This is a genomic window from Intrasporangium sp., from assembly GCF_035280925.1.
Lineage (GTDB): Bacteria > Actinomycetota > Actinomycetes > Actinomycetales > Dermatophilaceae > Intrasporangium.
The window spans coordinates 1-22,798 of sequence record NZ_DATEEY010000116.1; the positions used below are offsets into that span (position 1 = coordinate 1).

Annotated in this window: 29 protein-coding genes and 1 tRNA gene; 15 read left to right on the forward strand and 15 right to left on the reverse strand. The window is 69.4% G+C overall.

Features of this window, described 5'->3' with window-relative positions; translation table 11 throughout:
* The 3 genes from VJN29_RS11215 to VJN29_RS11225 form a co-directional block, all read right to left on the reverse strand.
* The coding region (locus VJN29_RS11215; RefSeq protein ID WP_414654343.1) for a hypothetical protein at positions 1-324 on the reverse strand (324 nt) is incomplete at its 3' end.
* A gap of 90 nt (positions 325-414) precedes the next feature.
* Complete coding sequence (locus tag VJN29_RS11220; RefSeq protein WP_324143714.1) at positions 415-621, reverse strand: hypothetical protein; 207 nt, start codon at positions 619-621, stop codon at positions 415-417.
* A gap of 87 nt (positions 622-708) precedes the next feature.
* Complete coding sequence (locus tag VJN29_RS11225; protein WP_324143715.1) at positions 709-906, reverse strand: hypothetical protein; 198 nt, start codon at positions 904-906, stop codon at positions 709-711.
* 199 nt (positions 907-1,105) lie between these two features.
* On the opposite strand from VJN29_RS11225, the gene VJN29_RS11230 reads away from it, so the two are divergent.
* Together VJN29_RS11230 and VJN29_RS11235 are read left to right on the forward strand one after the other, a co-directional pair.
* Complete coding sequence (locus tag VJN29_RS11230) at positions 1,106-1,315, forward strand: hypothetical protein (protein ID WP_324143716.1); 210 nt, start codon at positions 1,106-1,108, stop codon at positions 1,313-1,315.
* Between the two features lie 217 nt (positions 1,316-1,532).
* Entirely contained in the window at positions 1,533-2,255 is a 723-nt protein-coding gene (locus VJN29_RS11235; protein WP_324143717.1) for an AfsR/SARP family transcriptional regulator, read from the forward strand.
* Between the two features lie 13 nt (positions 2,256-2,268).
* Here VJN29_RS11235 and VJN29_RS11240 read toward each other — a convergent pair whose 3' ends face one another.
* The 4 genes from VJN29_RS11240 to VJN29_RS11255 all read right to left on the reverse strand — a co-directional run bounded on the left by VJN29_RS11240 (position 2,269) and on the right by VJN29_RS11255 (position 5,603).
* On the reverse strand, positions 2,269-3,471 hold the full coding sequence (locus VJN29_RS11240) for a MarP family serine protease (protein ID WP_324143718.1): 1,203 nt from the start codon (positions 3,469-3,471) through the stop codon (positions 2,269-2,271).
* Positions 3,468-4,226, reverse strand: a complete 759-nt coding sequence (locus tag VJN29_RS11245) for a CoA pyrophosphatase (RefSeq protein WP_324143719.1) — start codon at positions 4,224-4,226, stop codon at positions 3,468-3,470. The genes VJN29_RS11240 and VJN29_RS11245 overlap by 4 nt, the downstream gene beginning before the upstream one ends.
* Positions 4,223-4,882, reverse strand: a complete 660-nt coding sequence (gene nth, locus VJN29_RS11250) for an endonuclease III (protein WP_324143746.1) — start codon at positions 4,880-4,882, stop codon at positions 4,223-4,225. Before nth ends, VJN29_RS11245 begins: the two co-directional genes overlap by 4 nt.
* 112 nt (positions 4,883-4,994) lie before the next feature.
* Positions 4,995-5,603: a helix-turn-helix transcriptional regulator gene (locus VJN29_RS11255; protein WP_324143720.1), complete on the reverse strand. Its 609-nt coding sequence runs from the start codon at positions 5,601-5,603 to the stop codon at positions 4,995-4,997.
* Positions 5,604-5,888: 285 nt separating this feature from the next.
* On the opposite strand from VJN29_RS11255, the gene VJN29_RS11260 reads away from it, so the two are divergent.
* A complete protein-coding gene (locus VJN29_RS11260; protein WP_324143721.1) occupies positions 5,889-6,566 on the forward strand; it encodes a Crp/Fnr family transcriptional regulator in 678 nt (225 codons plus the stop codon).
* A gap of 61 nt (positions 6,567-6,627) precedes the next feature.
* Here VJN29_RS11260 and VJN29_RS11265 read toward each other — a convergent pair whose 3' ends face one another.
* From VJN29_RS11265 to VJN29_RS11290, 6 genes are all read right to left on the reverse strand, one after another.
* The gene (locus VJN29_RS11265) at positions 6,628-7,806 is read right to left on the reverse strand and encodes an SRPBCC family protein (RefSeq protein WP_324143722.1); all 1,179 of its coding nucleotides are present in this window, start codon (positions 7,804-7,806) and stop codon (positions 6,628-6,630) included.
* 41 nt (positions 7,807-7,847) lie between these two features.
* Complete coding sequence (locus tag VJN29_RS11270) at positions 7,848-8,330, reverse strand: DUF1360 domain-containing protein (protein ID WP_324143723.1); 483 nt, start codon at positions 8,328-8,330, stop codon at positions 7,848-7,850.
* Positions 8,331-8,525: 195 nt separating this feature from the next.
* The gene (locus tag VJN29_RS11275; protein ID WP_324143747.1) at positions 8,526-9,293 is read right to left on the reverse strand and encodes an MBL fold metallo-hydrolase; all 768 of its coding nucleotides are present in this window, start codon (positions 9,291-9,293) and stop codon (positions 8,526-8,528) included.
* Positions 9,294-9,352: 59 nt separating this feature from the next.
* Positions 9,353-10,204, reverse strand: a complete 852-nt coding sequence (locus tag VJN29_RS11280) for an NUDIX hydrolase (RefSeq protein WP_324143724.1) — start codon at positions 10,202-10,204, stop codon at positions 9,353-9,355.
* 8 nt (positions 10,205-10,212) lie between these two features.
* The gene (locus VJN29_RS11285) at positions 10,213-10,686 is read right to left on the reverse strand and encodes a RidA family protein (RefSeq protein ID WP_324143725.1); all 474 of its coding nucleotides are present in this window, start codon (positions 10,684-10,686) and stop codon (positions 10,213-10,215) included.
* A gap of 3 nt (positions 10,687-10,689) precedes the next feature.
* Positions 10,690-10,848: a DUF4177 domain-containing protein gene (locus tag VJN29_RS11290; RefSeq protein WP_324143726.1), complete on the reverse strand. Its 159-nt coding sequence runs from the start codon at positions 10,846-10,848 to the stop codon at positions 10,690-10,692.
* Between the two features lie 42 nt (positions 10,849-10,890).
* Between VJN29_RS11290 and VJN29_RS11295 the strand changes: the two genes are divergently transcribed.
* The 4 genes from VJN29_RS11295 (at position 10,891) to VJN29_RS11310 (ending at position 15,325) form a co-directional block, all read left to right on the forward strand.
* A complete protein-coding gene (locus VJN29_RS11295; RefSeq protein ID WP_324143727.1) occupies positions 10,891-11,691 on the forward strand; it encodes an alpha/beta hydrolase family protein in 801 nt (266 codons plus the stop codon).
* A gap of 189 nt (positions 11,692-11,880) precedes the next feature.
* A complete protein-coding gene (locus VJN29_RS11300; RefSeq protein WP_324143748.1) occupies positions 11,881-12,819 on the forward strand; it encodes a hypothetical protein in 939 nt (312 codons plus the stop codon).
* A 224-nt stretch (positions 12,820-13,043) separates the two neighbouring features.
* Positions 13,044-14,105 carry an ArsA-related P-loop ATPase gene (locus tag VJN29_RS11305; protein ID WP_324143728.1) on the forward strand — a complete coding sequence of 354 codons (1,062 nt, stop codon included), beginning with the start codon at positions 13,044-13,046 and terminating at the stop codon, positions 14,103-14,105.
* Positions 14,106-14,200: 95 nt separating this feature from the next.
* Positions 14,201-15,325, forward strand: a complete 1,125-nt coding sequence (locus tag VJN29_RS11310) for an ArsA family ATPase (RefSeq protein ID WP_324143749.1) — start codon at positions 14,201-14,203, stop codon at positions 15,323-15,325.
* Positions 15,326-15,414: 89 nt separating this feature from the next.
* Here the strand turns inward: VJN29_RS11310 and VJN29_RS11315 are convergent, their stop codons facing one another.
* Positions 15,415-15,720: a WhiB family transcriptional regulator gene (locus VJN29_RS11315; RefSeq protein WP_324143729.1), complete on the reverse strand. Its 306-nt coding sequence runs from the start codon at positions 15,718-15,720 to the stop codon at positions 15,415-15,417.
* A 257-nt stretch (positions 15,721-15,977) separates the two neighbouring features.
* Between VJN29_RS11315 and VJN29_RS11320 the strand changes: the two genes are divergently transcribed.
* On the forward strand, positions 15,978-18,398 hold the full coding sequence (locus VJN29_RS11320) for a transglycosylase domain-containing protein (RefSeq protein WP_324143730.1): 2,421 nt from the start codon (positions 15,978-15,980) through the stop codon (positions 18,396-18,398).
* Positions 18,399-18,532: 134 nt separating this feature from the next.
* On the opposite strand, the gene VJN29_RS11325 is transcribed toward VJN29_RS11320, so the two are convergent.
* On the reverse strand, positions 18,533-18,988 hold the full coding sequence (locus VJN29_RS11325; protein ID WP_324143731.1) for a GatB/YqeY domain-containing protein: 456 nt from the start codon (positions 18,986-18,988) through the stop codon (positions 18,533-18,535).
* A gap of 76 nt (positions 18,989-19,064) precedes the next feature.
* On the opposite strand from VJN29_RS11325, the gene VJN29_RS11330 reads away from it, so the two are divergent.
* From VJN29_RS11330 to VJN29_RS11360, 7 genes are all read left to right on the forward strand, one after another.
* Entirely contained in the window at positions 19,065-19,997 is a 933-nt protein-coding gene (locus tag VJN29_RS11330) for a metallophosphoesterase (RefSeq protein WP_324143732.1), read from the forward strand.
* A gap of 151 nt (positions 19,998-20,148) precedes the next feature.
* Positions 20,149-20,225, forward strand: a tRNA-Pro gene (locus tag VJN29_RS11335).
* Positions 20,226-20,504: 279 nt separating this feature from the next.
* Positions 20,505-20,735: a FitA-like ribbon-helix-helix domain-containing protein gene (locus tag VJN29_RS11340; protein WP_324143733.1), complete on the forward strand. Its 231-nt coding sequence runs from the start codon at positions 20,505-20,507 to the stop codon at positions 20,733-20,735.
* The gene (locus tag VJN29_RS11345) at positions 20,722-21,123 is read left to right on the forward strand and encodes a type II toxin-antitoxin system VapC family toxin (RefSeq protein ID WP_324143734.1); all 402 of its coding nucleotides are present in this window, start codon (positions 20,722-20,724) and stop codon (positions 21,121-21,123) included. Before VJN29_RS11340 ends, VJN29_RS11345 begins: the two co-directional genes overlap by 14 nt.
* Positions 21,124-21,323: 200 nt before the next feature.
* The gene (locus VJN29_RS11350) at positions 21,324-21,467 is read left to right on the forward strand and encodes a hypothetical protein (RefSeq protein WP_324143735.1); all 144 of its coding nucleotides are present in this window, start codon (positions 21,324-21,326) and stop codon (positions 21,465-21,467) included.
* Positions 21,468-21,605: 138 nt separating this feature from the next.
* A complete protein-coding gene (locus tag VJN29_RS11355) occupies positions 21,606-21,935 on the forward strand; it encodes a hypothetical protein (protein WP_324143750.1) in 330 nt (109 codons plus the stop codon).
* Positions 21,936-22,372: 437 nt separating this feature from the next.
* A complete protein-coding gene (locus VJN29_RS11360) occupies positions 22,373-22,783 on the forward strand; it encodes a hypothetical protein (protein WP_324143736.1) in 411 nt (136 codons plus the stop codon).
* The last annotated feature ends 15 nt before the right edge of the window (positions 22,784-22,798 follow it).

Here is a 22,798-nt window from a genome sequence, read left to right on the forward strand (position 1 = left end):
AGCTTGTGGGCCAAGGGCATCCGGGCCGCCAACGACCAGGCCGAGGGGCTTGAGCCGGGTCTCGATGAGGTATGCGAGACCCTCGGTGCTGAGCTTCCGGCCGTAGGAGCGGCTGACCATGGCGGCGACGCCTTCGGTCGAGCGTCCGTCCACGATGCTGCTCAGGACCAGATGGAGCAGCTCGGAGATCTGGATCATCTGCCCGTCGGCGCGTCGGACCAGGTAGGTCGCCTCACTGAGTCCCGAGTCCTCCACCTGCCCGAGCCGCTGCAGCCCCTTGGCCAGTCGCCACGTCGACACGGTGGGTCGAGCGGTTGCGGTCACTGATCCGTCCTTCCCTCTCCTGGACGTGCTGGCCGGGGACGAACGGGACGGCGGGCGCGTTCTGGGGTGGTCGCGCCCGCCGTCTCGCTGTTATCCGAAGATCGCCAGGTACTGGCCGGCCACTGCGTTGGCGGTGACGTTGCTCGACGCCGCGTTGATGGCGAAGGCCAGGTTGACCCCGACGACCGTGTTGACGTTGATGCACGCGAACTGGCACCCCAAGGTGTCGCGTGTCGGCAGGAGAGCAACGATCTCTCGATCGAGCTCTCCGTAGTCGATCGATGCTGCCTCGTGCATACGGGTCGTCTCCCTTCAGTCTCGTGTGAGCACGATGACCCCGGCGCAGGCTCCCGTGACGTTCACGGGAGCCCCGCCACAAGGGGATCAGCCCTGGCTAACGGCGATCGTCTGCAGCGCAGCGCTGTTCGCCTGCGAGAACGCCGTAACGGCGTTGAGAGCGACCGACGAGTTGCTGGCGTAGATGTTCGCCCAGTTGTAGTTGCTGCCCCAGTACAGGGTCTCCTTGGACGGGAGCAGGGACACCATCTCCGTGTCGAGCTCAGCAAAGGTCAGGTTCTCCATGTGGTTCACCTCCTCCCCGAGATCAGTTGATGGGCGCCAGTGGAGCGCACACTCCGTGACCGCAGCGTGACCGGACCGTGACCCGCTCAGGTGTTTGCTTTCCGTGTGCCTGTGCGGTGAGCCAGAATCGTCAGGACGCTCGCACCTGGGGACCGCGCGACGCAGTAACGCCCACGTCGGGCCGACCGGAAGGACTTCGATGTCAATCCCCGCAGCACCGGAGAACGATCCGCGATCGGGCGACGCGGTCATGGTGCTCAGCTGCTGGACCCAGGGCGTGGCCGGCGATCTGCTGGCCAGGGCCACGATGAGCATCGGCGACGAGACGAGGATCCGGACGCTGTCCTCCCGCAAGCAGATCCATGAGGCTCTCGACGAGTGGCTGGACGACATCCTGACGGCCCCGTGACTTCCGGCGACCCAGCCTGAGCGGGAGTCCCGGGGCGAAACGGAAACACGCCCAGCGGTATACGGCCAGGTATCAGCAAAAATGACCCGGCCTCTTTTCAGGACAACTGTTCGTATCCGGGTGAATACTGGACGGATGACGCCGAGCGAGCCCGTCGTCAGGGGGACGACGGCCGTGAGGACCACTGTTTGACAGCTGTCGATCAACTGGGGGATCGATGTCTACACAGGCTTGCCGGATCAGGTTGTTGGGTCACTGGCGTCTGGACCTGGAGGGCCGACGCGCTCAGGTCGGCAGTCGCGAGCAGCGCGTCACAGCGCTGCTCGGGCTGCGGGGCACCCAACCGAGAGCCGCCGTCGCAGGCACGCTCTGGCCCGACAGCACGGACGTCCGGGCGCGCGCCAACCTGCGCACCTCCCTCCTTCGCCTCCGCAGCCTCAACGCCGGGCTCGTCGAGTCCGCCCGCGCCAGTGTGGCGCTCGGTCCGCAGGTCCTCGTCGACGTCTGGCACCTGCTCGACCGTCTCGACCAGGTCGAGCGGCTCCAGTCGCTCGACGGCCTCGACCTCCACGCCGCCCTGGCGACGCTGGCCGGCCCCGACCTGCTGCCCGGCTGGTACGACGACTGGGTGCTGTACGAGCGGGAGCGACTGAACCACAGGAGAATCCGAGCCCTGGAGAAGGTCGCTGGCCTGCTGCTGCGGCGACACGACCCGAGCATGGCGATCAGCTACGCCGAGGAGGCCGTGGCGCTCGAGCCGCTGCTCGAGAGCTCGGTCGCCCTCGAGGTGCAGGCCCACCTCGACGTCGGCAACCAGTCCGCGGCGGTCCAGGCGTTCCAGCGCTACCGCGCGCGCCTCGACGCCGAGCTGCACATCCCGCCGTCGCGAGAGCTCGTCGAGCTGCTGACGTCGGCGGCGACGGTCAGGTTGCGGCACTGAGGCAGTCAGTACGTCAACCGGGGAGGCAGGCTCCGGTGTCGACCTCACGGTCGGCGCTGCGCGCGGCGTCGAGGACCGGCATCGCCTCATCGAGCGTCAGGGCGTAGCCGGTGTTGTCGTCCTCGAGCGACTTGGCGAAGACCACGCCGGCGACCCGGCCGCTGGCATCGAGGAGTGGTCCGCCGGAGTTGCCCGGCCGGACGCGCGTGTACAGCGAGTAGATCTCGCGCACCACCGGGTCCTCGCCATAGATGTCACGCCCCCGGGCGTCGAGTTCCTGGCGGACTCTGGCGGGGACGACGGTGTAGGGCCCGTCGAGCGGGAAGCCCGGGATGGCGGCAGCGGTGCCACGCGGCAGGTTCGACCCGAGCTCGAGCCCCGGCGCATCGAGGTCGTCCGCGCTGATCACGGCGAGGTCCCGGTCGGGGTCGAAGATGACGACGTGACCGGAGACCGTCTCGTCCTGGCTGCGGATCCGGACCCGTTCGGCGCCCGCCACGACATGGGCGTTGGTGACCACCCGCCCGGGGCTGAGGACCCAGCCCGTCCCCTCCTGCCCGCGCGCGCAGGCGTTCGAGGCGGTTGTCACCTTGACCACCGAGGCGGCGGCTCGGGCGATCGCCCCCGCGTCGCCGATGGCGGGGTCGGGCGCCTCGACCGGGGCGATCGGCTCGGGGACCAGATCGCCGAACACCTGGGGAAAGCCCTGGTTCGAGAGGAAACCGCGGAAACCGGCGAAGACCGGGCCGGCCCCTTCCGGCACGACGGTGTCGACGGCGCGCAGCACCCTTGAGTCCGCCATCGCCTTGGCCACCGCCGTGTTGCCGGCGGTGCGGAGGGAACCACCGAGGAACCAGATCATCAGGGAGGCGGCGAGAACGACCACGATCGCGCCGAGGACGGAGTCGGTGCGCCGCACGGTGTGCTGGCCCATCTGTCGCCTGATCTGGGCGCCGAGGAGGCTCCCGAGGACCTGGCCGATCCAGCCCAGGAGGACGACGCCGACGATGAGGACGAGAACGCGCATGCGCGGGTCGTTCGTCACGGCCTCGAGGTCGGCGAGCACGGACGGCAGGACCCAGATGCCGACGAGCGCCCCGACGAAGAAGCCGAGCAGGGAGAAGATGCTCGAGACGAGCCCGTGGCGGTAGCCGGAGATGCCGTAGGCGACGAGGATGAGGACGAGCGCGAGGTCGAGCAGGAGGCCCCCGGTCATCGGCGCTCCCTCAGGTAGATCTCGGGCAGCGGCCGGCGGCGCGCCTCATCCCACTCGACCGTGAGCCCGGCCAGGTCGAGGACTCGGCTGACGAGCCCGGCCGTGAAGCCCCAGAGCAGCAGGTGGTCGAGCTGGAAGGCGGGCCCGACGAACCCGCTCGGGTGAGTCACGGTGAACCGGGTCTCGGGGTCCACGAGGTGCGAGATCGGCACGGAGAGCACCTCGTGCACCTCGGCGGCGTCGCGCACGCTCAGCGGGCTCGGGTGCGACCACCAGCCGAGCACCGGCGCGACGACGAAGTTGGCCGGCGGGAGGTAGAGGCTCGGCAGCACGTCGACCACGTCGACGCCGCTGGGGTCGATGCCGGTCTCCTCCTCGGCCTCGCGGAGCGCGGTGGCGACGCTGTCCTCGTCCCCGGGGTCACGCGACCCGCCGGGGAAGGCGATCTGGGCCGGCTGCGTGCGCATCGTGTGCGAGCGCTCGATGAGGACGATGTGCTCGCTCCCGGAATCCGCACCGCCGGGCGGCGGGCCGAAGAGCATGAGGACGGCCGACTCCCGGCCTCCCTCCTCCGGGGGCTGGAACCGCGAGAACCAGTGCGCGTCGACCGCGGGCACGAGGTCAGCGACCCGGTCGAGCCATGCCGGGCGCGGGATCCCTGGCGGCCCGGGCGGGATCGAGCCGGTCCCACCGGAGTGGATGACCCGCGCACTCCTCGGTTCAGGGGTGGGCGAGGAGGTCCTGCGGCTCGTCATTTGGGAGCCAGCTCGAACTTCAGCAGCTTGGCGGCTCGGTCCGGGTCGGTCTCGCCGATCCCATAGCTGGGGCACCAGCGGGCGACCGGGCATGCTCCGCAGGCAGGCTTCTTGGCGTGGCAGGTACGGCGTCCATGGAAGATGAGGACGTGGCTGAGCATCGTCCAGTCCCGCCGCATGAAGAGCGCACCGACGGCGTGCTCGACCTTGACGGGGTCCGTCTCGTCGGTCCACCCGAAGCGCCGGACGAGCCGCCCGAAGTGCGTGTCGACGGTGATGCCCGGGACGTTGAAGGCGTTCCCGAGGACGACATTGGCGGTCTTGCGGCCCACGCCGGGCAGCGTGACAAGGTCCTTCATCCGCCCGGGCACCTCGCCGTCGAAGCGCTCGACGAGCGCCTGGCCGAGCTTGATGAGGGCGTCGGCCTTCGCCCGGAAGAAGCCGGTCGGCTGGATGATCGTCTCGAGCTCGGTGCGGTCGGCGGACGCGTAGTCCGCGGCGCTGCGGTACTTGGCGAAGACGATCGGCGTCACCTTGTTGACGCCGACGTCGGTGGTCTGCGCGGACAGGATGGTCGCCACGAGCAGCTCGAGCGGGTTGGTGAAGTCGAGCTCGCAGTGCGCATACGGATAGCGGTCGTGCAGTGCCCGGTACATCTTCCGGGCACGCCTCGTCCGCGCGACGGGACTCTCGTCGGCAGTCACGACGGCACGAGCAGACACAGACGTCACTGTATGCCGCTGAGCTGGCACCCACACAAAGGGCTCACTACCACGGCCGTGCCCTTCCGGCGTCAGCGTGAGGGGGCTCGCACTGGCAGGGACAGTCGGGCAGACAGGCGAGCTCGAAGCAGTCGTCGAGGCAGGTGCACTCCTGCGGGGGCGAGGCCCGCAGCGTGGCGAGGGCCAGGTCCCGCCGCCGTTGGCGCTCGCGTGCCGCGCGCTCCCGCTCGGAACGGACTGTCGGGTGATCGACGGGTGCCCGTCCGCGCTCGCGCAGGCGGTTGCGCTCCTCGCGCTGCCGGTACCAGCCGCGCGCCGGTGGCTGGCGCTTGCGTGGCTGGACTCCTCGCTCGTTCGGAATGCCGATGTCCGGAGGCGTCGCGTCGAGATGCGCCGGGAAGCGCCGCTCCCTGTGGTCTCGCAGCGTGTCGGCAGGTACCGCCTCGACGGGGCGGCCGGCACTGTCGACCACGGCCAGACGGAGGTCGGCCAGCGCCAGAATCGCCTCCATGGTGGGCAGGTCGACCCGGCCGGGGGTCGACTCGAGCCGACCCACGGCGGCCCGCGACAACCCGAGGATGTCGGCCAGGTCCCGCTGGCTCAGGTCTGCAAGGCGTCTGGCTCGCCTGACGTAGCCGCCGACATCGAAGGCCACCTGTCCCCCTTCTCCGGAAGATCGCGTGGCTCGACCCTGACAACCACCCCTGACACCCACTCCTGACATCCCCCCGCATCGCATCCTGCTCCGCTTCCCGGAGCAGGATGCGAGTCGCCGGGACCCCCACGCATTTCGCAAAACGCCCACCCCCGCGCGGACTCGTATCCTGCTCCGGTTGGCGGAGCAGGATGTCAGTCCGGTGGGTCGGGACCATGCCTGGCGGCTCAGGGCGCGTTCGGCGCGGAGCGGGCCACACGCACACCGTTCTGGCAGACTGACCCCGTGGACCCAGACGTGGTGAGGCGTGCTCCGCTGTTCATGGCACTCGACGACGAGGCTGCCTCGGCCCTGCAGGCAAAGATGAGTCTCTCTCGGCTCGAGCGGAGCGACGTGCTCTTCCACGAGGGCGACCGCGGCGACACGCTCTACGTCATCGCGGAGGGCAAGATCAAGCTCGGGCGCACCAGCGCCGACGGTCGAGAGAACCTCGTTGCCATCCTCGGCCCGGGCGAGATGTTCGGCGAGCTCAGCCTCTTCGACCCCGGGCCCCGCACGATGACCGCCACAGCAATCGCCGAGACCCAGCTGCTCGGCCTTGGCAACGACTCCCTGACGGGCCTGCTCGCCGGCCGCCCCGAGGTCGCCAAGGCGCTCCTGGCGGCGCTCGCCCAACGCCTCCGTCGCACCAACGCGCACCTCGCCGACCTGGTCTTCACCGACGTCCCTGGTCGCGTGGCCAAGGCGCTCATCGACCTGTCCGAGAGATTCGGCCGGCACGTCGAGGGCGGCATCATGGTCGCGCACGACCTGACCCAGGAAGAGCTCGCCCAGCTCGTCGGCGCGTCCCGTGAGACGGTCAACAAGGCCTTGGCCGACTTCCAGTCCCGCGGCTGGCTGCGGCTCGAGGCACGAGCGGTGCTGCTCCAGGACGTCGAGCGCCTGAAGCGCCGCGCCAAGTAGCCGCATCGAAAGAGCAGCTCGCGACGCTCACACTCGCGAACTGCTCTTTCGACTGGGCGCCTCAGCTCGTCGAGCGTCCTGCGAGCCGGTCGCGGAGCCGGTCGACCATGCCCACGCCCGGGCCGGCGAGCTTGTGGAACAGCTGGCTGTTCGGGGTGGACGGGTGCGGACGCGTCGGCGCCATCTTCTTCGCCGTCTCCACCTTGCCTGCGAGCTCCACCAGCTCGGCGGGCGGGAGCGCGGCCCGCAACTGCGGGAAGTGCTTCGTCTCCTCGTCGGTGATGTGATCCTCGAGCACCGCGTCCAGGGTGCGGAGCAGCTCGCTGAACCGCGGGTCGGACCCGTCCACGCCCTCGAGCTCCTTCAGTGTCTCCTCGAGCTGCCGGTGCTCCTCCAGGTCGTGGTCGACTGCCTCCTTGCCGTTCGGCAGGTGCTTCCTCATGGCGGGGTAGACGTACATCTCCTCAGCGACAGCGTGCCGAACCAGCTCGGCTGTGGCCGTGTCTGCGAGATCCCGGCGTAGAACCGGGTCACCCGTGGTCCAGATCTCCCCGATGAGCGCAGCAACCTCTCGGTGGTCGGCCGTGAGGACATCGATCACGTCCTCACCGGTCCCGTCCGACGCCGGGCGCTCCTCCGAGCTGCCGGACATCGCCTTCGCGGCAACCGCCGCACCGGCGACTGCCGCGGCTCCAGCCGCCATGGCCTTTCCGGAGACGCCCGCCTTGCCGCTGTCGCCCCGGGACAGTGCAGCGTCCTCCACACCGGGTGTGCCCATGGGCAGGTCCTCGTTGACCCCGCCGCGCCACCCACCGGTCTCGTGACCCCGAGATTCCATGAACGACTTGAACTTCGCCAGGTCCGACTCCGCCTGCCGACTGACCAGGTTGAGGGCGTCGCCGACCTTCTCCACCATTCCTTCTGGCTCGAACTCCAGATGGAGCGTGACCAAGGTCCGCTCAGGCCCGTTGGGGATGAAGTGCACCGCTCCCGCATTGGTCGCCCCGCCAACAGCGGCCCAGGCCACCTTCTGGTCCGGGACCTGCTCGAGGATCTCGGCGTCCCACTCGCGACGCACTCCAGCGATCTCCGCGACCCAGTGCAGGTTGGTGTCGTCGACCTGCGTGACGGATTCGACGCCGCCCATGAACTGCGGGAACTCCTCGAACTGCGTCCACTGGTTGTAGGCGGTGCGGACTGGCACGTCCACTTCGACGGACTTCTCGACCTTCGTCGTCATCTGCGGTCTCCTTCGTTCCGGTTGATCGGGTGCACCACTCCTTACCCACGCTGGGAGCTGCGATTCCCCGGAACGTCCTGCCGTTCGCCGCCTTTCGCGGCACGCTCGAGAGCTGCATGGGCAAGCTGCAATGCGTCTGACGCGGCCGCGACAACGAGGATGCCCGTCGCGACGCGAGTGACGCGCGGCGCGATGAGGTGTCCGGTCACGATGACCGTCCCGATCCACTGGCCGAGGCAGAACGGGCAGGTGATGAGCTCCGCCAGGGCATGGGTGGTGGTGTGCTCCTTGGCCTCGGGTGCCACCTCCTCGATCACCTCGCCCGGCCGACCCTTGCCCTGGTAGCGCACGAGAGGCGCACGCAGGGCGCTCGTGATCGAGGCCTTGGTGAGGAGGCGGCTGAGCCGATACGTCGCAATCCCCCCACGAGCCAGGTCTGACCAGTCCGGCAGGTCCGCACCGCTCGCATCGCGTTTGCGGGCCGCGGCTACGAGACCACTGGCGGCGAGCGCGTAGGTCGACATCAGCGCAAGGTAACCGGGAAGCGGCCGATCCTCGTCACCGGCGTACGCCCGGACGATCCCGACATGCTGGTGCTGGTGTGTCACAAGGCCCGGCTCCCTGATTCGCTGGTCTGCCACCGCCGTACCCGGTGCCGCGCAGCGGTAACGATGCCGGGGCCTAGATGGACGAGGCCGAGGACCAGCCGCCCGGCCCGATCAGTCGTCGATGCTCGGCTGCTCGCGCAGGTACTCGAGCTGTGCCTGCACCGACATCTCGGCGGCACCCCAGACGGTGCGCGGCACGTCGGCATAGACGCGCTCGACCACCTCGCGGGCGGTCGAGTCACCGGCGGCGAGCGCCGCGCGGACCTGGTCGAGCCGCTCGGCGCGGTGGCTGAGGTAGAACGTCGCGGTCCCGGCCGCGTCCTCGACGAACGGCCCGTGCCCCGGCAGGATGCCGGCCACCTGCCCGGTCTGCGTCATGGCCTCGATCCGTTGCAGCGACTCGAGGTAGGACTCCAGGTGACCGTCCGGCCACGCGACCACGGTCGTCCCGCGACCAAGGATCGTGTCCCCCGTGAGCAGCATCGTGTCGGCCGGCACGAGGTAGGAGTAGGAGTCACTCGAGTGCCCCGGCGTCGCGATGGCGACGAGCTCGAGGCCGCCGACGCGGATGACCTCTCCCGGCTCGACGTCGTCGTGCCCGCGCCCGAAAGCCCGCACCGGCGCCCCGGTCAGCGCGTGGAAGCGCTCGGCCGACTCGGCGTGGTCCAGGTGCCCGTGCGTGAGGAGCGTCAGCGCGACTCGCCGGCCGGTCCGCTCGACCTGCGCGATGACGCGGGCCAGATGGGCCTCATCGAGGGGGCCCGGGTCGATGACCACCGCGTCCGTCGAGCCGGGCTCGGCGACGATCCAGGTGTTCGTGCCATCCAGGGTCATCGGCGACGGGTTCGGGCAGAGCACGCACGTGGCCCGCTCCGACATCGACCCACCGACCCAGGTCGGGTCCGCCTCTGCACCCCTCACCCCGTCACCTCCAGGTCTCAGGCGTCGATGCGCATGGCCGGGCCCTCGGGGGTCTGCACGATGTCGGGCATGACGAGCGCGAGGTCCTCGTTGTGCGCCACGAACTCGTCCGCACTCGCCGCGGCGCCAACCTGCTCAACCCACACGAGAGTCGGCGGGAGCAGGGAAGCGAGCTCAGCGGCATACTCCTTGAGAAGGTCCTCGGGGACGACCCACTCAGCGATCTCCGCCTCACTCGTGTTGCCGTCCGCGACCTGGTGCTCGGGCATCACGGCGGCGAAGAACCACGTGTCGAAACGCCTCGGCTCGAACACCGGAGTGAGCCAGTGCGCCTTGGCCACGATGAGATCCGAGCGCAGGACGAGGTCACGCTCGACGAGGACCTCGGCGAGGGACAGCTCCCGGGTGACGAGCCGCTCGCGGACTCCGGCCCACGTCTCGTCGTGCGGGTCGACGAGCGGCCCGGCGGTGGACCGGCTGGCCAGCAGGACGCCGACCTCCTCGAAGACCTCGCGGACCGCGGCGGCCACGTACATCTGCGCCTCAGCGGGCGTGCACCCGAGCCGCTCCGCCCACTCCTCCGGTGACGGGCCGGCCCACGGGAGCCCGGCCTCGCCGTCGCGCGCGTCGACCCCGCCACCCGGGAAGACGTGCATGCTCGGTGCGAACGCCATCCCCGACACACGCTTGAGCATGAACACCTCGGGCCCGCGCTCACCGTCCCGGACGAGCATGACCGTGCTCGCCTGACGCGGTTTGGCCTCCGCCCACCGCTCGCCCCCGAGCCACCGGAGCGCCAGCTCGCTGACCCCGCTCAACCGGGTGATCGGGAAGTAGCGCGCCGAGCGGCTCTCGGAGGAGGACGTCATGACGCTGCTCAATCCGCGACGGAGACGGTGACCTCGACCTCCACCGGGGCGTCGAGCGGCAGGGCTGCGACACCGACCGCGCTGCGAGCGTGCGTCCCCTTGTCGCCGAACGCCGTGCCGAGCAGCTCGCTCGCCCCGTTGATGACGGCCGGCTGGCCGGTGAAGCCCGGGTCGCTCGCCACGAACCCGACGACCTTGACGACCTGGGTGACCTTCTCGAGGTCGCCGACGACGGACTTGATCGCGGCGATCGCGTTGAGGGCGCAGAGCGCAGCGAGGTCCTTGGCATCGGCCGCCGGGACGAGCCCGTGGCCATCGCCGACCTTGCCGGTCGCCTCGAGGTTGCCGTCGCGCATCGGCAGCTGGCCGGACGTGAAGACGAGGTTGCCGTTGCGCAGCGCCGGCACGTAGGCCGCAACCGGTGCGGCGACCTCAGGGACGGTCAGGCCGAGCTCGGAGAGGCGTTCTTCGACGGTCGACATGGCTCAGGCCCCCTTGGGTCGCTTGAAGTACGCGACGAGGCTCGTGCCATCGGGCCCGGGCACGATCTGGACGAGCTCCCAGCCGTCAGCACCGAAGTTGTCGAGGATCTGCTTCGTGTTGTGGATGAGCAGAGGGGCGGTGAGGTACTCCCACGTGGTCATGGCCCTCACCCTACTTCGGCGCCCCGCTGGCACGATGACGGCATGGACCCGCACGCGGACGACGTCCTCACGAGGCCCGCTCCCCCGCCGGACGCCACGAGGCCGTATGCCGCTGAGGCCGCCCAGGTCTACGACGTGCGGTTCCCGTCCTCCCGTTCTTCCCGCGCCTCGAGTGGTGCCGCCGTCCCACGGGGCACGGTGCTGGTGGTGCACGGCGGGTTCTGGCGGGCGTCCCATGACCGGGCGCACGCGGCGGCCCAGGCAGCCGGGTTGGCCGAGGCCGGCTGGCACGTCGCGGTCGGTGAGTACCGCCGTGCGGGGATGCCGGGCGGCGGGTGGCCCGGGACGTTCGAGGACATCACTGACCTGGTGGCCGCCGTCGACACCGATCCGGAGCTACCCGGGCCGCTCGTCCTCATGGGCCACTCCGCCGGCGGGCACCTCGTCGCCTGGGCCGCGAACCAGTCCTGGTCCGACCGCCTCGCCGCCGTGGTCGTCCTGGCCGGCTGCGTCGACCTGCAGGCGACGGACCGGCTGCACCTCGGGGCGGATGCGGCTCGGGACTTCCTCGGCGACCCTGCCGTCGAGGTTCGCGCCTGGCGCGAGGCGGACCCGATGGGTGGACTCCCACCGCAGGTCCCGGTCCGGCTCGTGCATGGGCAGCTCGACCGCGAGGTCCCGGTCGCGGTCACCGACGCCTATGTCCGCGAGGCCCGACGGCTGGGCGGCGACGTCGGGCTCGAGGTGGTCGCGGAGGCGGGCCACTTCTCCGTGATCGACCCCGACGGCCCGGCCTGGCCCCGCGTCCTCACGGTCCTCGATGATCTTGCTCCCCCGGGTTGACTCCACCGCGCCGGCACCGGGTATCTCGCTCCGGCCTCTACTCGCAGTAGATTCCACTGCGGAGGTGGGGTTGCCGGTGTGACCTCACTCGCTGTCCACAGCCGGGTCGGCACCCGAAGGTTGTCCACCGAGCGTCGTTGAACCGTGTTCCGTCGTGCTCGTGCGATCGAGTGTGGACCGGTGGACGAGATGGTGCTGATCGAGAAGGGCGACGGAGTCGCAGCCGATTTCGGTGGTGTGGTGTCCCGGGCCGGTCTGGCCGACGTGGGCATATATCGCCACCACGTCCGCAAGCAGGTGTCGCGCGGACGCTGGGGCCTCCACGGCCGACGCACCGTGGCGGTGCACACCCGGGAGCTGAGCCAATCGGAGCTGCATTGGCGCGCCGTCTGGGAGGCCAGCCCATCAGCCGCGGCGCTCGATGGAGTCAGTGCCCTGATGGCTGCCGGTCTGAAGGGCTACGACGAGGCGGTGGTCCACGTGTCGGTCGTCCACACGCGCCGCTCGGTGCCGGTGTCGGGTGTGCGACTGCACAAGATCCCGAGGCGCTGCGCCGGCGAGGTGATCGAAGCGGGCGTGCCGCGCGTGAGGCCGGCCATCGCAGCCGTCCGCGCGGCGCACTGGGCGGTATCGGACCGGCAGGCGGCGCTCATCCTCGCCATGACCGTTCAACAGCGGCTCTGCAGCCCCGACCAGCTGCTCGACGCGGCTGCGAGAGTGGGCGGCCGTCGGCGGCGCAGGTTCGTGCGAGACGTGGTCACAGACGTCGCCGGCGGGGCCCAGTCGCTGGGCGAGCTGGACTTCGCGCGAATGTGCCGTCGCCATGGAGTGCCCGAACCGGTTCGTCAGGAGATCAGGCAGGACGCAGAGGGCCGGCGCTACCTCGACGCGCGGTGGGCCTGTGGCCTCGTGGCTGAGATCGACGGTGCGGGTCATCGGTGGGGCTTGGCGGTCACGGATGACAACCTGCGACAGAACGACCTCGTCGTTGCCGGGGACAACGTGCTGCGCCTCGACAAGCTTGGACTTCGCCTGCACGAGGCGCGGTTCATGGGTCAGGTCCGCGCTGCGCTCCTGGCGCGGGGCGATCCGAACTTCACCGACCCGAAGTTGACGTCACCTCGGTAACTGTGGGGTCGCCGAGGTGGGTTCTACCCGCAGTAGAGGGCTCAGCGAGACCCCCGGGGTTACCGAGGTGGGTTCTACTCGGAGTAGAGGGTTCAGCGAGAGCCCCGGGGTTGCCGAGGTGGGTTCTACTCGGAGTACAGGGCTCAGCGAGAGCCCCGGGGTTACCGGTGTGACTTCTACCCGCCGTGGGTGAGGGTCCGGCGATGCGGCAATAGAGTGCCGGTGTGACGACTGCGAGTGCGACCGCCCCCGAGGCGGCCGGTGCGCGCACCTGGGAGCGCGTCCGGCTGCACATCGTCACGGGCAAGGGCGGGACGGGGAAGACGACAGCCGCCTCGGCGCTCGCCATCGCGCTGGCCTCACGCCAGACCAATCCCTCCACGAGAGTGCTCCTCGCGGAGGTCGAGGGCCGCCAGGGTATCAGCCAGACCTTCGATGTCCCGCCGCTCGGCACCGAGGAGACCCGGATCACGCGCACCAGGTCGGGCGGCGAGATCGTCGGGCTCTCCGTCGACGCCAAGGCCGCCCTCCTCGAGTACCTGCAGCTGTTCTACAAGCTGGGTCGCGCGGGCAAGCTCCTCGAGAAGTTCGGGGCCATCGACTTCGCCACCACCATCGCCCCGGGAGTCCGCGACGTCCTCGTCATCGGCAAGCTCTACGAAGCCAACCGACGACGCAAGGACGGCAAGCATCGGGGACCCAGCCCAGCGGCATACGACGCCATCGTCATGGACGCCCCGCCGACGGGGCGCATCGGGCGCTTCCTCAGCGTCAACTCGGAGGTTGCGGACCTCGCCCGGGTCGGTCCGATCGCCAGCCAGGCGGGCTCGATCACCGAGCTCCTCGAGAGCGAGCAGACGCTCGTCCACATCGTCACCCTGCTCGAGGAGATGCCGGTGCAGGAGACCCTCGAAGCGATCGACGAGCTGCGTGCCAAGAACCTCAATGTCGGGGTCATCATCGTCAACATGGTCCGGCCGCCCCTCCTTGACGACGTGGCGCTCGAGCAGGCCCGCAACAGCCGGCTGCACAAGCCGTCGATCACCGGGCAGCTCACCGATGCCGGTGTCAAGGTGACGCCCGCGCTCGTCGACGGCTTGCTCGAGGAGGCCCACGACCACGCGCACCGCGTCGACCTCGAGAGCGAGCAGCTCGCAATCCTGCAGCAGACCGGGCTGCCGCTCGTGCTCCTGCCGGCGCTGCCCGAGGGGGTCGACTCCGGGTCGGTCCGCGAGCTGGCCGACATCCTGTGGGACGCGCTCGCGGAGGAAGGTCTGGTCGAATGACGACGATGGCGACGACCGCCCGCGACGAACAGCCCGTCCAGACGACCGCGCACGCCCGGGCCGCCCAGTCGGCCCCCCGGCTCGACGTCGACGCGATGATCGCCGACAGGGGCCTCGAGATCGTCGTCTGCTGCGGCTCTGGAGGGGTCGGCAAGACGACGACGGCCGCAGCGCTCGGCCTGCGCGCGGCCGAGGCGGGCCGGAGGGTGGTCGTGCTGACGATCGACCCGGCCAAGCGCCTGGCCCAGGCCCTCGGCCTCAGCGAGCTCGACAACACCCCCCGACCGGTGGACGGCCTCGACACGTCGAAGGGCGGCAGCCTCGACGCGATGATGCTCGACATGAAGCGGACCTTCGACGAGGTCGTCATCGCCCACGCCGACCCCGGCAAGGCGGAGCAGATCCTCGAGAACCCCTTCTACCAGGCGGTCAGCTCCTCCTTCGCCGGGACGCAGGAGTACATGGCGATGGAGAAGCTCGGTCAGCTCAAGGCCAAGGCCGACTCCACGCCGAACGGCTGGGACCTCATCATCGTCGACACCCCGCCATCGCGATCGGCGCTCGACTTCCTCGACGCACCCAACCGGCTCGGCAGCTTCCTCGACGGCCGCTTCATCCGGCTGCTCACCGCACCGGCCAAGGCGAGCGGCCGGGCGGGCCTCAAGGTCTTCGGCCTCGGTGTGCAGCTCATCAGCAGCACGATGTCGAAGATCCTCGGCGGCCAGTTCCTCAGCGACGTGCAGTCCTTCGTCTCGGCGCTCGACACGATGTTCGGCGGGTTCCGCGAGCGGGCCGACCTGACCTACCAGCTGCTCTCGCGCCAGGGGACGTCGTTTCTCGTCGTGGCGGCGCCGGAGCGCGATGCGCTGCGTGAGGCGTCCTTCTTCGTCGATCGCCTTCAAGCGGACGGTATGCCGCTGAGCGGGCTCGTCGTCAACCGCATGGGTCGCGTCTCGGCGGGGGCGCTCACGCCCTCCCGCGCGTTGGCCTTCGCCGAGGCGCTGGAGGACAGTGGGGGTCCCAAGTCGGCGGCCAACGCCGCGGGCCTGCTCCGCCTCCATGCGGCGGTCGTGACGATTGCCCAGCGGCAGCGCGAGCTCGCCGAGCGGTTCTCGCGGGCACACCCGGACGTGCCGGTCGTCCAGGTCCCGGCCCTGAACCGGGACGTCCATGACCTGGACAGCCTGCGCGAGATCGGGAACGCGCTTGCTGGGCCGTGATCCCCGTCATCACGACCCAGCAAGTGGTTCCGATGTCTTGCCTACCCCCGAGGGCTCAGCGTTCTGCTGTGTCCCAGCCAGCGTCCCCGTTACGCGGACTGGGCCTGAGCCGCCATGGAGGTCCGGAGCGCGGACTTCCAGGACGTGATGTCCGGGCGCTTGCGAAGCAGCGCGCGCCGCTCCCGCTCGGTCATCCCACCCCAGACCCCGAACTCCGTCCTGTTGTCGAGGGCCTCGGCGAGGCACTGCGCCAGCACTGGGCAGGTCTTGCAGACCGCCTTTGCATCGTGCTGCGCCTTGCCACGGACGAAGAGCGCGTCCGGGTCCTGCCCGGTGCACGCCGCCTGACTGGCCCACTCGTCGACCCAACTTGTCGAAATGGTGGCGACACTCATTCTCTTCTACCCCTCCCCGCTCGGCGCCTCCCACGACGCCGAGTCAGACCCGGACCGTCCCACCGGTCCCGATCAGGCCCCCTTCGGCCCAAACGAGACATTACGAGCGTGGGTCCGAACCGGACATAGGCCGTATGCATCATTTGCGGTCTCGAGGTGACTAGTCACCTGTTGACCAGCATGAATCGGGCCATACGTGTCTCAGAGGCACAAATCGCGGCGCCTGATACGTCGGTTCCACCCGTTACCCTTGGGCCATGTCGTCTTCCCGGACCACGTCGATCGGCGGTGTCATCAGCCTCCTCGGCGCTTTCCTCGCTGCCGCGATGGTGCTCGGGCTCCTCGCTGCGGGCCTGTTCATGCCCGCGGTTGGCGCGACCGGAGCCCTTGCGCGCAGCGGCGTCGACATCTTCAACGAGCTCCCGGGTGAGTTCAAGACGGACCCGCTCAAGCAGCAGTCCCGCATTCTGGCCGCGGACGGGAAGGTCATCGCCACTCCCGCGGAGCAGAACCGCATCATCGTCCCGCTGGACAAGGTCGCCCCAATCATGCGCGAGGCGCAGGTCGCCATCGAGGACCACCGCTTCTACGAGCACGGTGGCTTCGACCTGCAGGGCGTCGTCAGGGCCGCGATCGCGAACGTCCGCACCGGGCAGACGACCTCCGGCGCGTCGTCGCTGACACAGCAGTACGTCAAGATCTCGCTGCAGTACACCGCGCTCAACCAAGGTGACGAGGAGGCGGCGGCGGCCGCGGTCCGCAAGGACTACCTGCGCAAGCTCAAGGAGGTCAAGTACGCCATCACCCTCGAGAAGCAGATGACGAAGGACGAGATCCTCGCGGGCTACCTCAACCTGGTCTACTACGGCGACCAGGCGTACGGCGTCGAGGCAGCGGCTCGGCACTACTTCTCCGTCCCGGCGAGCAAGCTCACCCTGTCGCAGGCGGCGCTGCTGGCGGGTCTGACCCAGAACCCGGGCATCACCGACCCGGTGAACTACCCGGAGCGCGCACTCGCTCGGCGCAACGTCGTCCTCGACCGGATGCACGAGCTGAAGATCATCACCCCCGCGAACTGGCAGGCCGCGAAGAAGCGGACCATCAAGCAGGACCTCAAGGTGTCCGAGGCCAAGAGCACCTGCCTGGCGTCGCCCTACCCCTACTGGTGCGAGTTCGTCATCAACTACGTCGAGGCCATGCCCGAGCTCGGCAAGACCGTGGAGCAGCGCCGGCGCCTGCTGCGCACGGGCGGCATCACGGTCCAGACGACGCTGGACCCGAAGATCCAGAAGATCGTCCAGCAGGAAGTGACCCGGAAGGTCCCGATCGGCGACAAGTCGAACGTCGGCGCCGCTGCCTATGTCACCGAGCCCGGAACGGGCAAGGTGCTCGGGTTCGCGCAGAACACGGAGTACACGGTCGGGAAGCAGAGCCGCGGCAAGACCGGTGTCGCCTGGGCACTCGACAAGCAGTGGGGCGGTTCGAGTGGCTTCCAGTTCGGCTCGACCGCCAAGGCGTTCTCGCTGCTCACCGCGATGGAGTCCGGCATGACGACGACCGCGAGGGTCAAGGCGAAGGCAGCCAGCAGCTCCAGTCCGGCCACCTACCAGCCGCGGGAGTTCGGCAAGGGCTGCGGACCGGGCAGCGAGTGGAAGGTCCTCAACGACAGCGCCTTCGGCGGCGGCTCGATCGACCTGATGAATGCGACAGCGAAGTCGACCAACACCGCCTTCGTCGCGCTCGCCCAGCAGGTTGGCGGCTGCAAGGTGTGGGACACGATGGCTCGCCTCGGCCTGAAGACCGCCAGTGGCCAGCCCCTCCCGAAGTACGCTCCGGCCTACATTCTCGGTGCGGCGGAGGTCTCGCCGCAGGGCGTGGCGAACGCCTACGCGACGCTCGCCGCCGACGGCAAGCGCTGCTCGATGCTCGTCGTCACCAAGGTGAGCCAGGGCTCGAAGACCCTCGCGGCCCCGAAGACGAAGTGCGAGGTGGTCGCCAAGGCGGACTTCGTGCGGGGCACGCACAAGTTCCTCGAGTACAACATGACGAACGGGTCCGGAATCCGCAACCAGCTCGACGGGCGCCAGTCAGCTGGCAAGACCGGCACGGCGGACAAGAACAACGAGTCCTGGTTCGTCGGCTACACCCCGAACCTTGTCACCGCAGTCTGGGTCGGCACGCCCGACGACGGCAACAAGCGGCGGATGTTCAACGTCCGCGTCGGCGGGGAGTCCTACCCGGTGATGCACGGTGCCTCGATAGCCGCGCCGATCTGGAAGGGCATCATGAGCCGGGCCCATGAGGGCCTGCCCGTCAAGAAGTTCAAGGAGCCGTCGGACAAGGTCACCAAGGGCAACGAGGTCGCCATCCCGAGCGTCACCGGTCGGTCAGTGAGCGACGCGACGAGGGTCCTCGAGCGCGCGGGCTTCACCGTCGACGTGGGCGACTCGATGGACTCGAACGTCCGCAGAGGCCTGGTCGCTGGCACGTCGCCCTCCGGCAAGGCCCCCAAGGGCAGCCTCATCACGATCTACCCCTCGAACGGGCCGGGCTCGTCCGACCGGGGTGGCGGCGGCAGGCCGGGGCCGACGTTCACGATCGTGCCGCCACCGGACGATGGCGGCAATGACGGACCCGGCAAGCCCACGAAGACCCCGAAGCCGCCAGGTCCCCGCTGACCTCGCCAGCCAGCTGATCCGGTCGCAACCACGCAGTCGCGCTGCGATTGAGGGGAAGCCGGCTCAGCGGCATACGGCCTCATGACCAAGGCCCGACTCGAGCGAGTCGGGGCCTTGGTCGCACTGGGCCGGGGTCAGCCGGCGAGCACGGTGCGCACGACGGCGGCGACCCGGCCACCCTCGGCGCGACCGGCCACGGCGGCGTTGGCCGCCTTCATGGCCACGCCCATCTGCTGCATGCCCGTCGCGCCCGAGGTGGCGACGGCCTCGCGGACGATCCGCTCCAGCTCGGCGTCGTCGAGCTGCTTCGGCAGGTAGGCCTCGAGGACGGCGAGCTCGGCCTGCTCGACGTCTGCCAGCTCCGCGCGGCCCGCGGACGTGTAGGCCTCGGCAGCCTCGCGGCGCTTCTTGGCCTCCTTGGCCAGCACCTTGAGCACGTCGTCGTCGGTGAGCTCCCGCTGCTCCTTGCCGGCGACCTCTTCGTTCGTGACGGCGGTCAGGGCCATGCGGATCGTGCCGGCGCGGACCTGGTCCCGCTCGCGCATCGCCGCGGTGAGGTCGGCCTGCAGCTGCTCCTTGAGGGTGCTCATGCGGCTCAGTCTCTCAGTCGGCGACGCGCGTGCCCGAATTGCCCTGCGCGCCGCGCTGGGTGCGAGGATGTGCGACATGCGCGCCCTGACCAAGACCGTCGTCGGCCTCGGAGTCGCCGGCGTCGGCGTCCTCGGTTGGGCGTCGCTCATCGAACGCAACGCCTTCGTGCTCAGGCGCTTCGAGGTGCCGGTGCTGCCGCCCGGGGCCGAGCCGTTGCGGGTGCTGCACCTGTCCGACATCCACCTGCTGCCGCGGCAGAAGCGCAAGGCGGAGTGGCTGCGTCGGTTGGAGTCGCTCGATCCCGACTTCATCGTCAACACCGGCGACAACATCGCGGCGCATGATGCCGTGCCCGCCTTGCTCGACGCCTTCGGGCCGCTCCTCGACCGGCCGGGGGTCTTCGCCCTCGGGTCGAACGACTACTTCGCGCCGAAGCTCAAGAACCCGCTGCGCTACCTCACGCGCCACCATGCCAAGGGAGCCGGCGAGACGGACCGGCTGCCCACCGCCGATCTCGTCCACGGCTTCACCTCGCGCGGCTGGATCGACCTGACCAACCGGCACGACAAGCTCGTCATCCGGGGGCGGCGGATCGACGTGGTGGGGGTGGACGACCCGCATCTCGGGTATGACCGGCTCGACCTCGTGCGGCGCCCCGCGCAGCCGTCGGCCGAGCTGAAGATCGGGGTGACGCACGCGCCCTACCAGCGGGTGCTCGACACCTTTGTGGAGGATGGAGCGAGTCTGGTCATCGCCGGACACACGCACGGCGGTCAGGTCTGCGTGCCCGGATATGGCGCGCTCGTGACCAACTGCGACCTCGACACCAGCCGGGTCAAGGGTGTGTCCCGGTGGTGGCCGGGAGCGGGGCATCGACCCTCGTCCGAGGCTCCTGCGGATGCCGCCTGGCTCGAGGTGTGTGCCGGTCTGGGGACGTCGCCGACGGCTCCGGTGCGGCTGGCGTGCCGTCCCGAGGCGGTGCTGCTCACGCTCGTCCCCTGTGTCTAGCAGGGTCTCTGGGTTGAGTCGTGCCGGGACCCCCGCGGGTGTCGAAGCGGCTTCAGATCGGTCCGGCGGGCGCTGCTGGACCGATTCGGAGATGGACGGGGTCCTGCGCTAAAGTCTCACCTTGCTGCCCCTGACCGGGGCTGATGCAAGACGGGGTGTGGCGCAGCTTGGTAGCGCGCTTCGTTCGGGACGAAGAGGTCGCAGGTTCAAATCCTGTCACCCCGACCATGTAAACCTGCAGGTCAGCGGGTTGCGCACTCAGTTTTGCTCGCGCCCGAAGTACAGCAGCGACCGCGTGTACAGCAGCAGAAGTACAGCAGCTGGACCTCGTTCAGCTCTATGGAGTCACCGACGAAGCGCATCCGTGGTGGACATCGTCGACCCAGGGCCAGAGCCCGCCCACCGGACCACTCATTGCGCCCGCGCCCGCAAGCGCGGCCAGTGGGAGTACAACTCTTCAGTCCCGCAGGGATTCCATCATGGCTCCAAGGCATTCACACTGGAGCCATGACGAACATCCAGATCAAGGACGTCCCAGAAGAGACGCATGCCGTGTTGCGACAGCGAGCGGCGGCTGCCCACCAATCGCTGCAGGAGTACCTGCGTTCCAAGCTGATCGCCGAAGCCGCCAAGCCGACGGTCGACGAGGTGCTCGAGCGAGCCGGGGGGCGGGCCGGAGGCTCGTTGTCACTGGATGACGCGGTGACCGCACTGCGGTTCGAACGTGCTGGTCATTGACGCAAGCGTCCTGGCCGTCGCACTGCTCGATGACGGTCAGGACGGCGACACGACGCGCCAGCGACTGCGCGGGGAGAGCCTCGCAGCCCCCGCGCTGATCGACCTTGAAGTGCTATCTGTCTGGCGCGGGCTGTCGCGAGGTGGTCAACTCGATACCCGCCGCGTCGCCCTGGCCTTGGAGGATCTTCAATCCCTGCCCATGCAACGGGTGGACCACGCTCCCCTGCTCGAGCGGTGCTGGCAACTCCGGGAGAACCTCACGGTCTATGACGCCGCCTACGTCGCCCTGGCGGAAGTCCTGCAGGCGACTCTGGTCACCGGGGACCGACGGCTGGCCAGGGCCAGTGGTCCGCGTTGCGCCATCGAGGTGGTCAACGCCCAAGAATAGGAAGCCCATCCACCGACGCAGGATGGCCGACTGCGGGCGGTGTGGGCGCTGGCCCGGGTCGCCCGACCTGCGCCACTACCGGACGTCGACCTCAGCGCAAAGTGGAATCGACGAACGGGACCCTCGCTTGCGCCTTCGAGCTGCATACCCGGTATTTGTCTCCTCACTGGACGAATACGGAGTATGTCGGGGAGGCATTCATGTCGGTCAAGCAGGGACTGCTCGCGTTGCTGGCGGATGGCCCAACGTACGGCGCGCGCCCGCGCAGCGACTTCGAGGCGCGTACTGGCGGGACCTGGCCCCTGAACATCGGGCAGGTCTATACGACGCTGGCGCGGGCTTGAGCGGGATGGGCTGGTCGAGCCGGCCGGCGACCCGGACGACGAGGGTCGGATCACCTACCGGCTCACCCCCAGGGTCGGGCAGCGGCGGAGGCGTGGTGGCGCACGCCAGTCACGCGCGACGAGGCCCCCCGCGACGAGCTGGTCATCAAGCTAGCGCTCGCGGTCACGTCGCCGGGGGTCGACGTGGCCCGGGTGGTCCAGACGCAGCGCACCACGACCCTGAAGCACCTGTGTGACCTGACCCGGCTCAAGGCCTCGGCGTCCACGGAGCCGCAGGGTGCTGACCTCGCCTGGCAGCTCGTACTCGAGAACCTTCTCTTCTCCGGCGAGGCGGAGGTCCGCTGGCTCGACCGCGTCGAGGCGGCGCTCGCGCGTCATGCCCGTATGCCGCTGACCTCGTCTGCGCCGCCGGACATGGACGAGCCGACTGAGACAGGCCAGACCTACCGGAAGGGAGCGCGGGCGTGAGCGCTGCAGAGAGGGTTCCTGTCACCAAGCAGCCTGGCGAGACGGCGACCGAGCCGGTCCTCGTCCTGACCGATGTGACGTTGCATCCAGTTGGTCCGAACTGACTGCGGTGCCGCGCACCCGTTGCCCGTGGCCATGACGATCGAGCAGACGACCCCTACATCAGGGCTTGCGGCAAGGTCTCACAGCCCGAGAAGCAGCCGTGGATTGCGTCGTCGTCGCGTCCGAGGACGCCACCACGGAGGGGACCTCCCCGTCGCCGGGTGAGATAGACGGCATGCCCGTAGCTGGGGCGGTCGGCCACGTCGCGACCTCTCCGGTTTCTGATGTTGGGCCCACAGACGTTTGCCGTCGGCAGTAGCCTCCAGAGGTCTGGTTGCTGCGGCTGGCGCGACGACCACGACGCGCATGACCAGGCCGCGTGCAGGAGGGTGGACATGGCTGACTGGCGGTCGCTGAGGGACCACGTCGCGAGGAGTTACCACGTCGGTGTGGATGAGCGCGAGCGATTCGAGAACCCTGAATGGGACGGTCTGTCGGTGTGGGTCGCGACCTCTCGCGGTCAGCGCCTCGTCGCTCTGCTGCCCCGCAAGGACTACAACGACGACTGGTACCTGCGGGTGTCCGCGCCGATTGCCACGACGGGTTCGCTGGATCCGGTGGGCCTGCTCGAGTGGAGCGGGAGGAGTGCTGCCGGGGGGCTCCTGATGGCGGAAGGCCAGCTCTTCTACAGCCGCGCGTATCCGCTGGAATGGCTCGACCTGCCGCGGATCGACACCGCCCTGACCGATGTCGCGGGTACCAGCGCCAGTCTCGAGACGATGCTCGCCGAAGGTGGCCACATCTGAGGGAGTCACCGAGGC

Excerpts from the sequence above, each read along its gene's own strand:
- VJN29_RS11220 (WP_324143714.1), bottom strand. The coding sequence starts at position 621 with ATGCACGAGGCAGCATCGATCGACTACGGAGAGCTCGATCGAGAGATC.
- VJN29_RS11225 (WP_324143715.1), bottom strand. The coding sequence starts at position 906 with ATGGAGAACCTGACCTTTGCTGAGCTCGACACGGAGATGGTGTCCCTG.
- VJN29_RS11230 (WP_324143716.1), top strand. The coding sequence starts at position 1,106 with ATGTCAATCCCCGCAGCACCGGAGAACGATCCGCGATCGGGCGACGCG.
- VJN29_RS11235 (WP_324143717.1), top strand. The coding sequence starts at position 1,533 with ATGTCTACACAGGCTTGCCGGATCAGGTTGTTGGGTCACTGGCGTCTG.
- VJN29_RS11240 (WP_324143718.1), bottom strand. The coding sequence starts at position 3,471 with ATGACCGGGGGCCTCCTGCTCGACCTCGCGCTCGTCCTCATCCTCGTC.
- VJN29_RS11245 (WP_324143719.1), bottom strand. The coding sequence starts at position 4,226 with ATGACGAGCCGCAGGACCTCCTCGCCCACCCCTGAACCGAGGAGTGCG.
- nth (WP_324143746.1), bottom strand. The coding sequence starts at position 4,882 with ATGTACCGGGCACTGCACGACCGCTATCCGTATGCGCACTGCGAGCTC.
- VJN29_RS11265 (WP_324143722.1), bottom strand. The coding sequence starts at position 7,806 with ATGACGACGAAGGTCGAGAAGTCCGTCGAAGTGGACGTGCCAGTCCGC.
- VJN29_RS11270 (WP_324143723.1), bottom strand. The coding sequence starts at position 8,330 with ATGTCGACCTACGCGCTCGCCGCCAGTGGTCTCGTAGCCGCGGCCCGC.
- VJN29_RS11275 (WP_324143747.1), bottom strand. The coding sequence starts at position 9,293 with ATGTCGGAGCGGGCCACGTGCGTGCTCTGCCCGAACCCGTCGCCGATG.
- VJN29_RS11280 (WP_324143724.1), bottom strand. The coding sequence starts at position 10,204 with ATGACGTCCTCCTCCGAGAGCCGCTCGGCGCGCTACTTCCCGATCACC.
- VJN29_RS11285 (WP_324143725.1), bottom strand. The coding sequence starts at position 10,686 with ATGTCGACCGTCGAAGAACGCCTCTCCGAGCTCGGCCTGACCGTCCCT.
- VJN29_RS11290 (WP_324143726.1), bottom strand. The coding sequence starts at position 10,848 with ATGACCACGTGGGAGTACCTCACCGCCCCTCTGCTCATCCACAACACG.
- VJN29_RS11295 (WP_324143727.1), top strand. The coding sequence starts at position 10,891 with ATGGACCCGCACGCGGACGACGTCCTCACGAGGCCCGCTCCCCCGCCG.
- VJN29_RS11300 (WP_324143748.1), top strand. The coding sequence starts at position 11,881 with ATGGTGCTGATCGAGAAGGGCGACGGAGTCGCAGCCGATTTCGGTGGT.
- VJN29_RS11310 (WP_324143749.1), top strand. The coding sequence starts at position 14,201 with ATGATCGCCGACAGGGGCCTCGAGATCGTCGTCTGCTGCGGCTCTGGA.
- VJN29_RS11315 (WP_324143729.1), bottom strand. The coding sequence starts at position 15,720 with ATGAGTGTCGCCACCATTTCGACAAGTTGGGTCGACGAGTGGGCCAGT.
- VJN29_RS11320 (WP_324143730.1), top strand. The coding sequence starts at position 15,978 with ATGTCGTCTTCCCGGACCACGTCGATCGGCGGTGTCATCAGCCTCCTC.
- VJN29_RS11325 (WP_324143731.1), bottom strand. The coding sequence starts at position 18,988 with ATGAGCACCCTCAAGGAGCAGCTGCAGGCCGACCTCACCGCGGCGATG.
- VJN29_RS11330 (WP_324143732.1), top strand. The coding sequence starts at position 19,065 with ATGCGCGCCCTGACCAAGACCGTCGTCGGCCTCGGAGTCGCCGGCGTC.
- VJN29_RS11340 (WP_324143733.1), top strand. The coding sequence starts at position 20,505 with ATGACGAACATCCAGATCAAGGACGTCCCAGAAGAGACGCATGCCGTG.
- VJN29_RS11350 (WP_324143735.1), top strand. The coding sequence starts at position 21,324 with ATGTCGGTCAAGCAGGGACTGCTCGCGTTGCTGGCGGATGGCCCAACG.
- VJN29_RS11360 (WP_324143736.1), top strand. The coding sequence starts at position 22,373 with ATGGCTGACTGGCGGTCGCTGAGGGACCACGTCGCGAGGAGTTACCAC.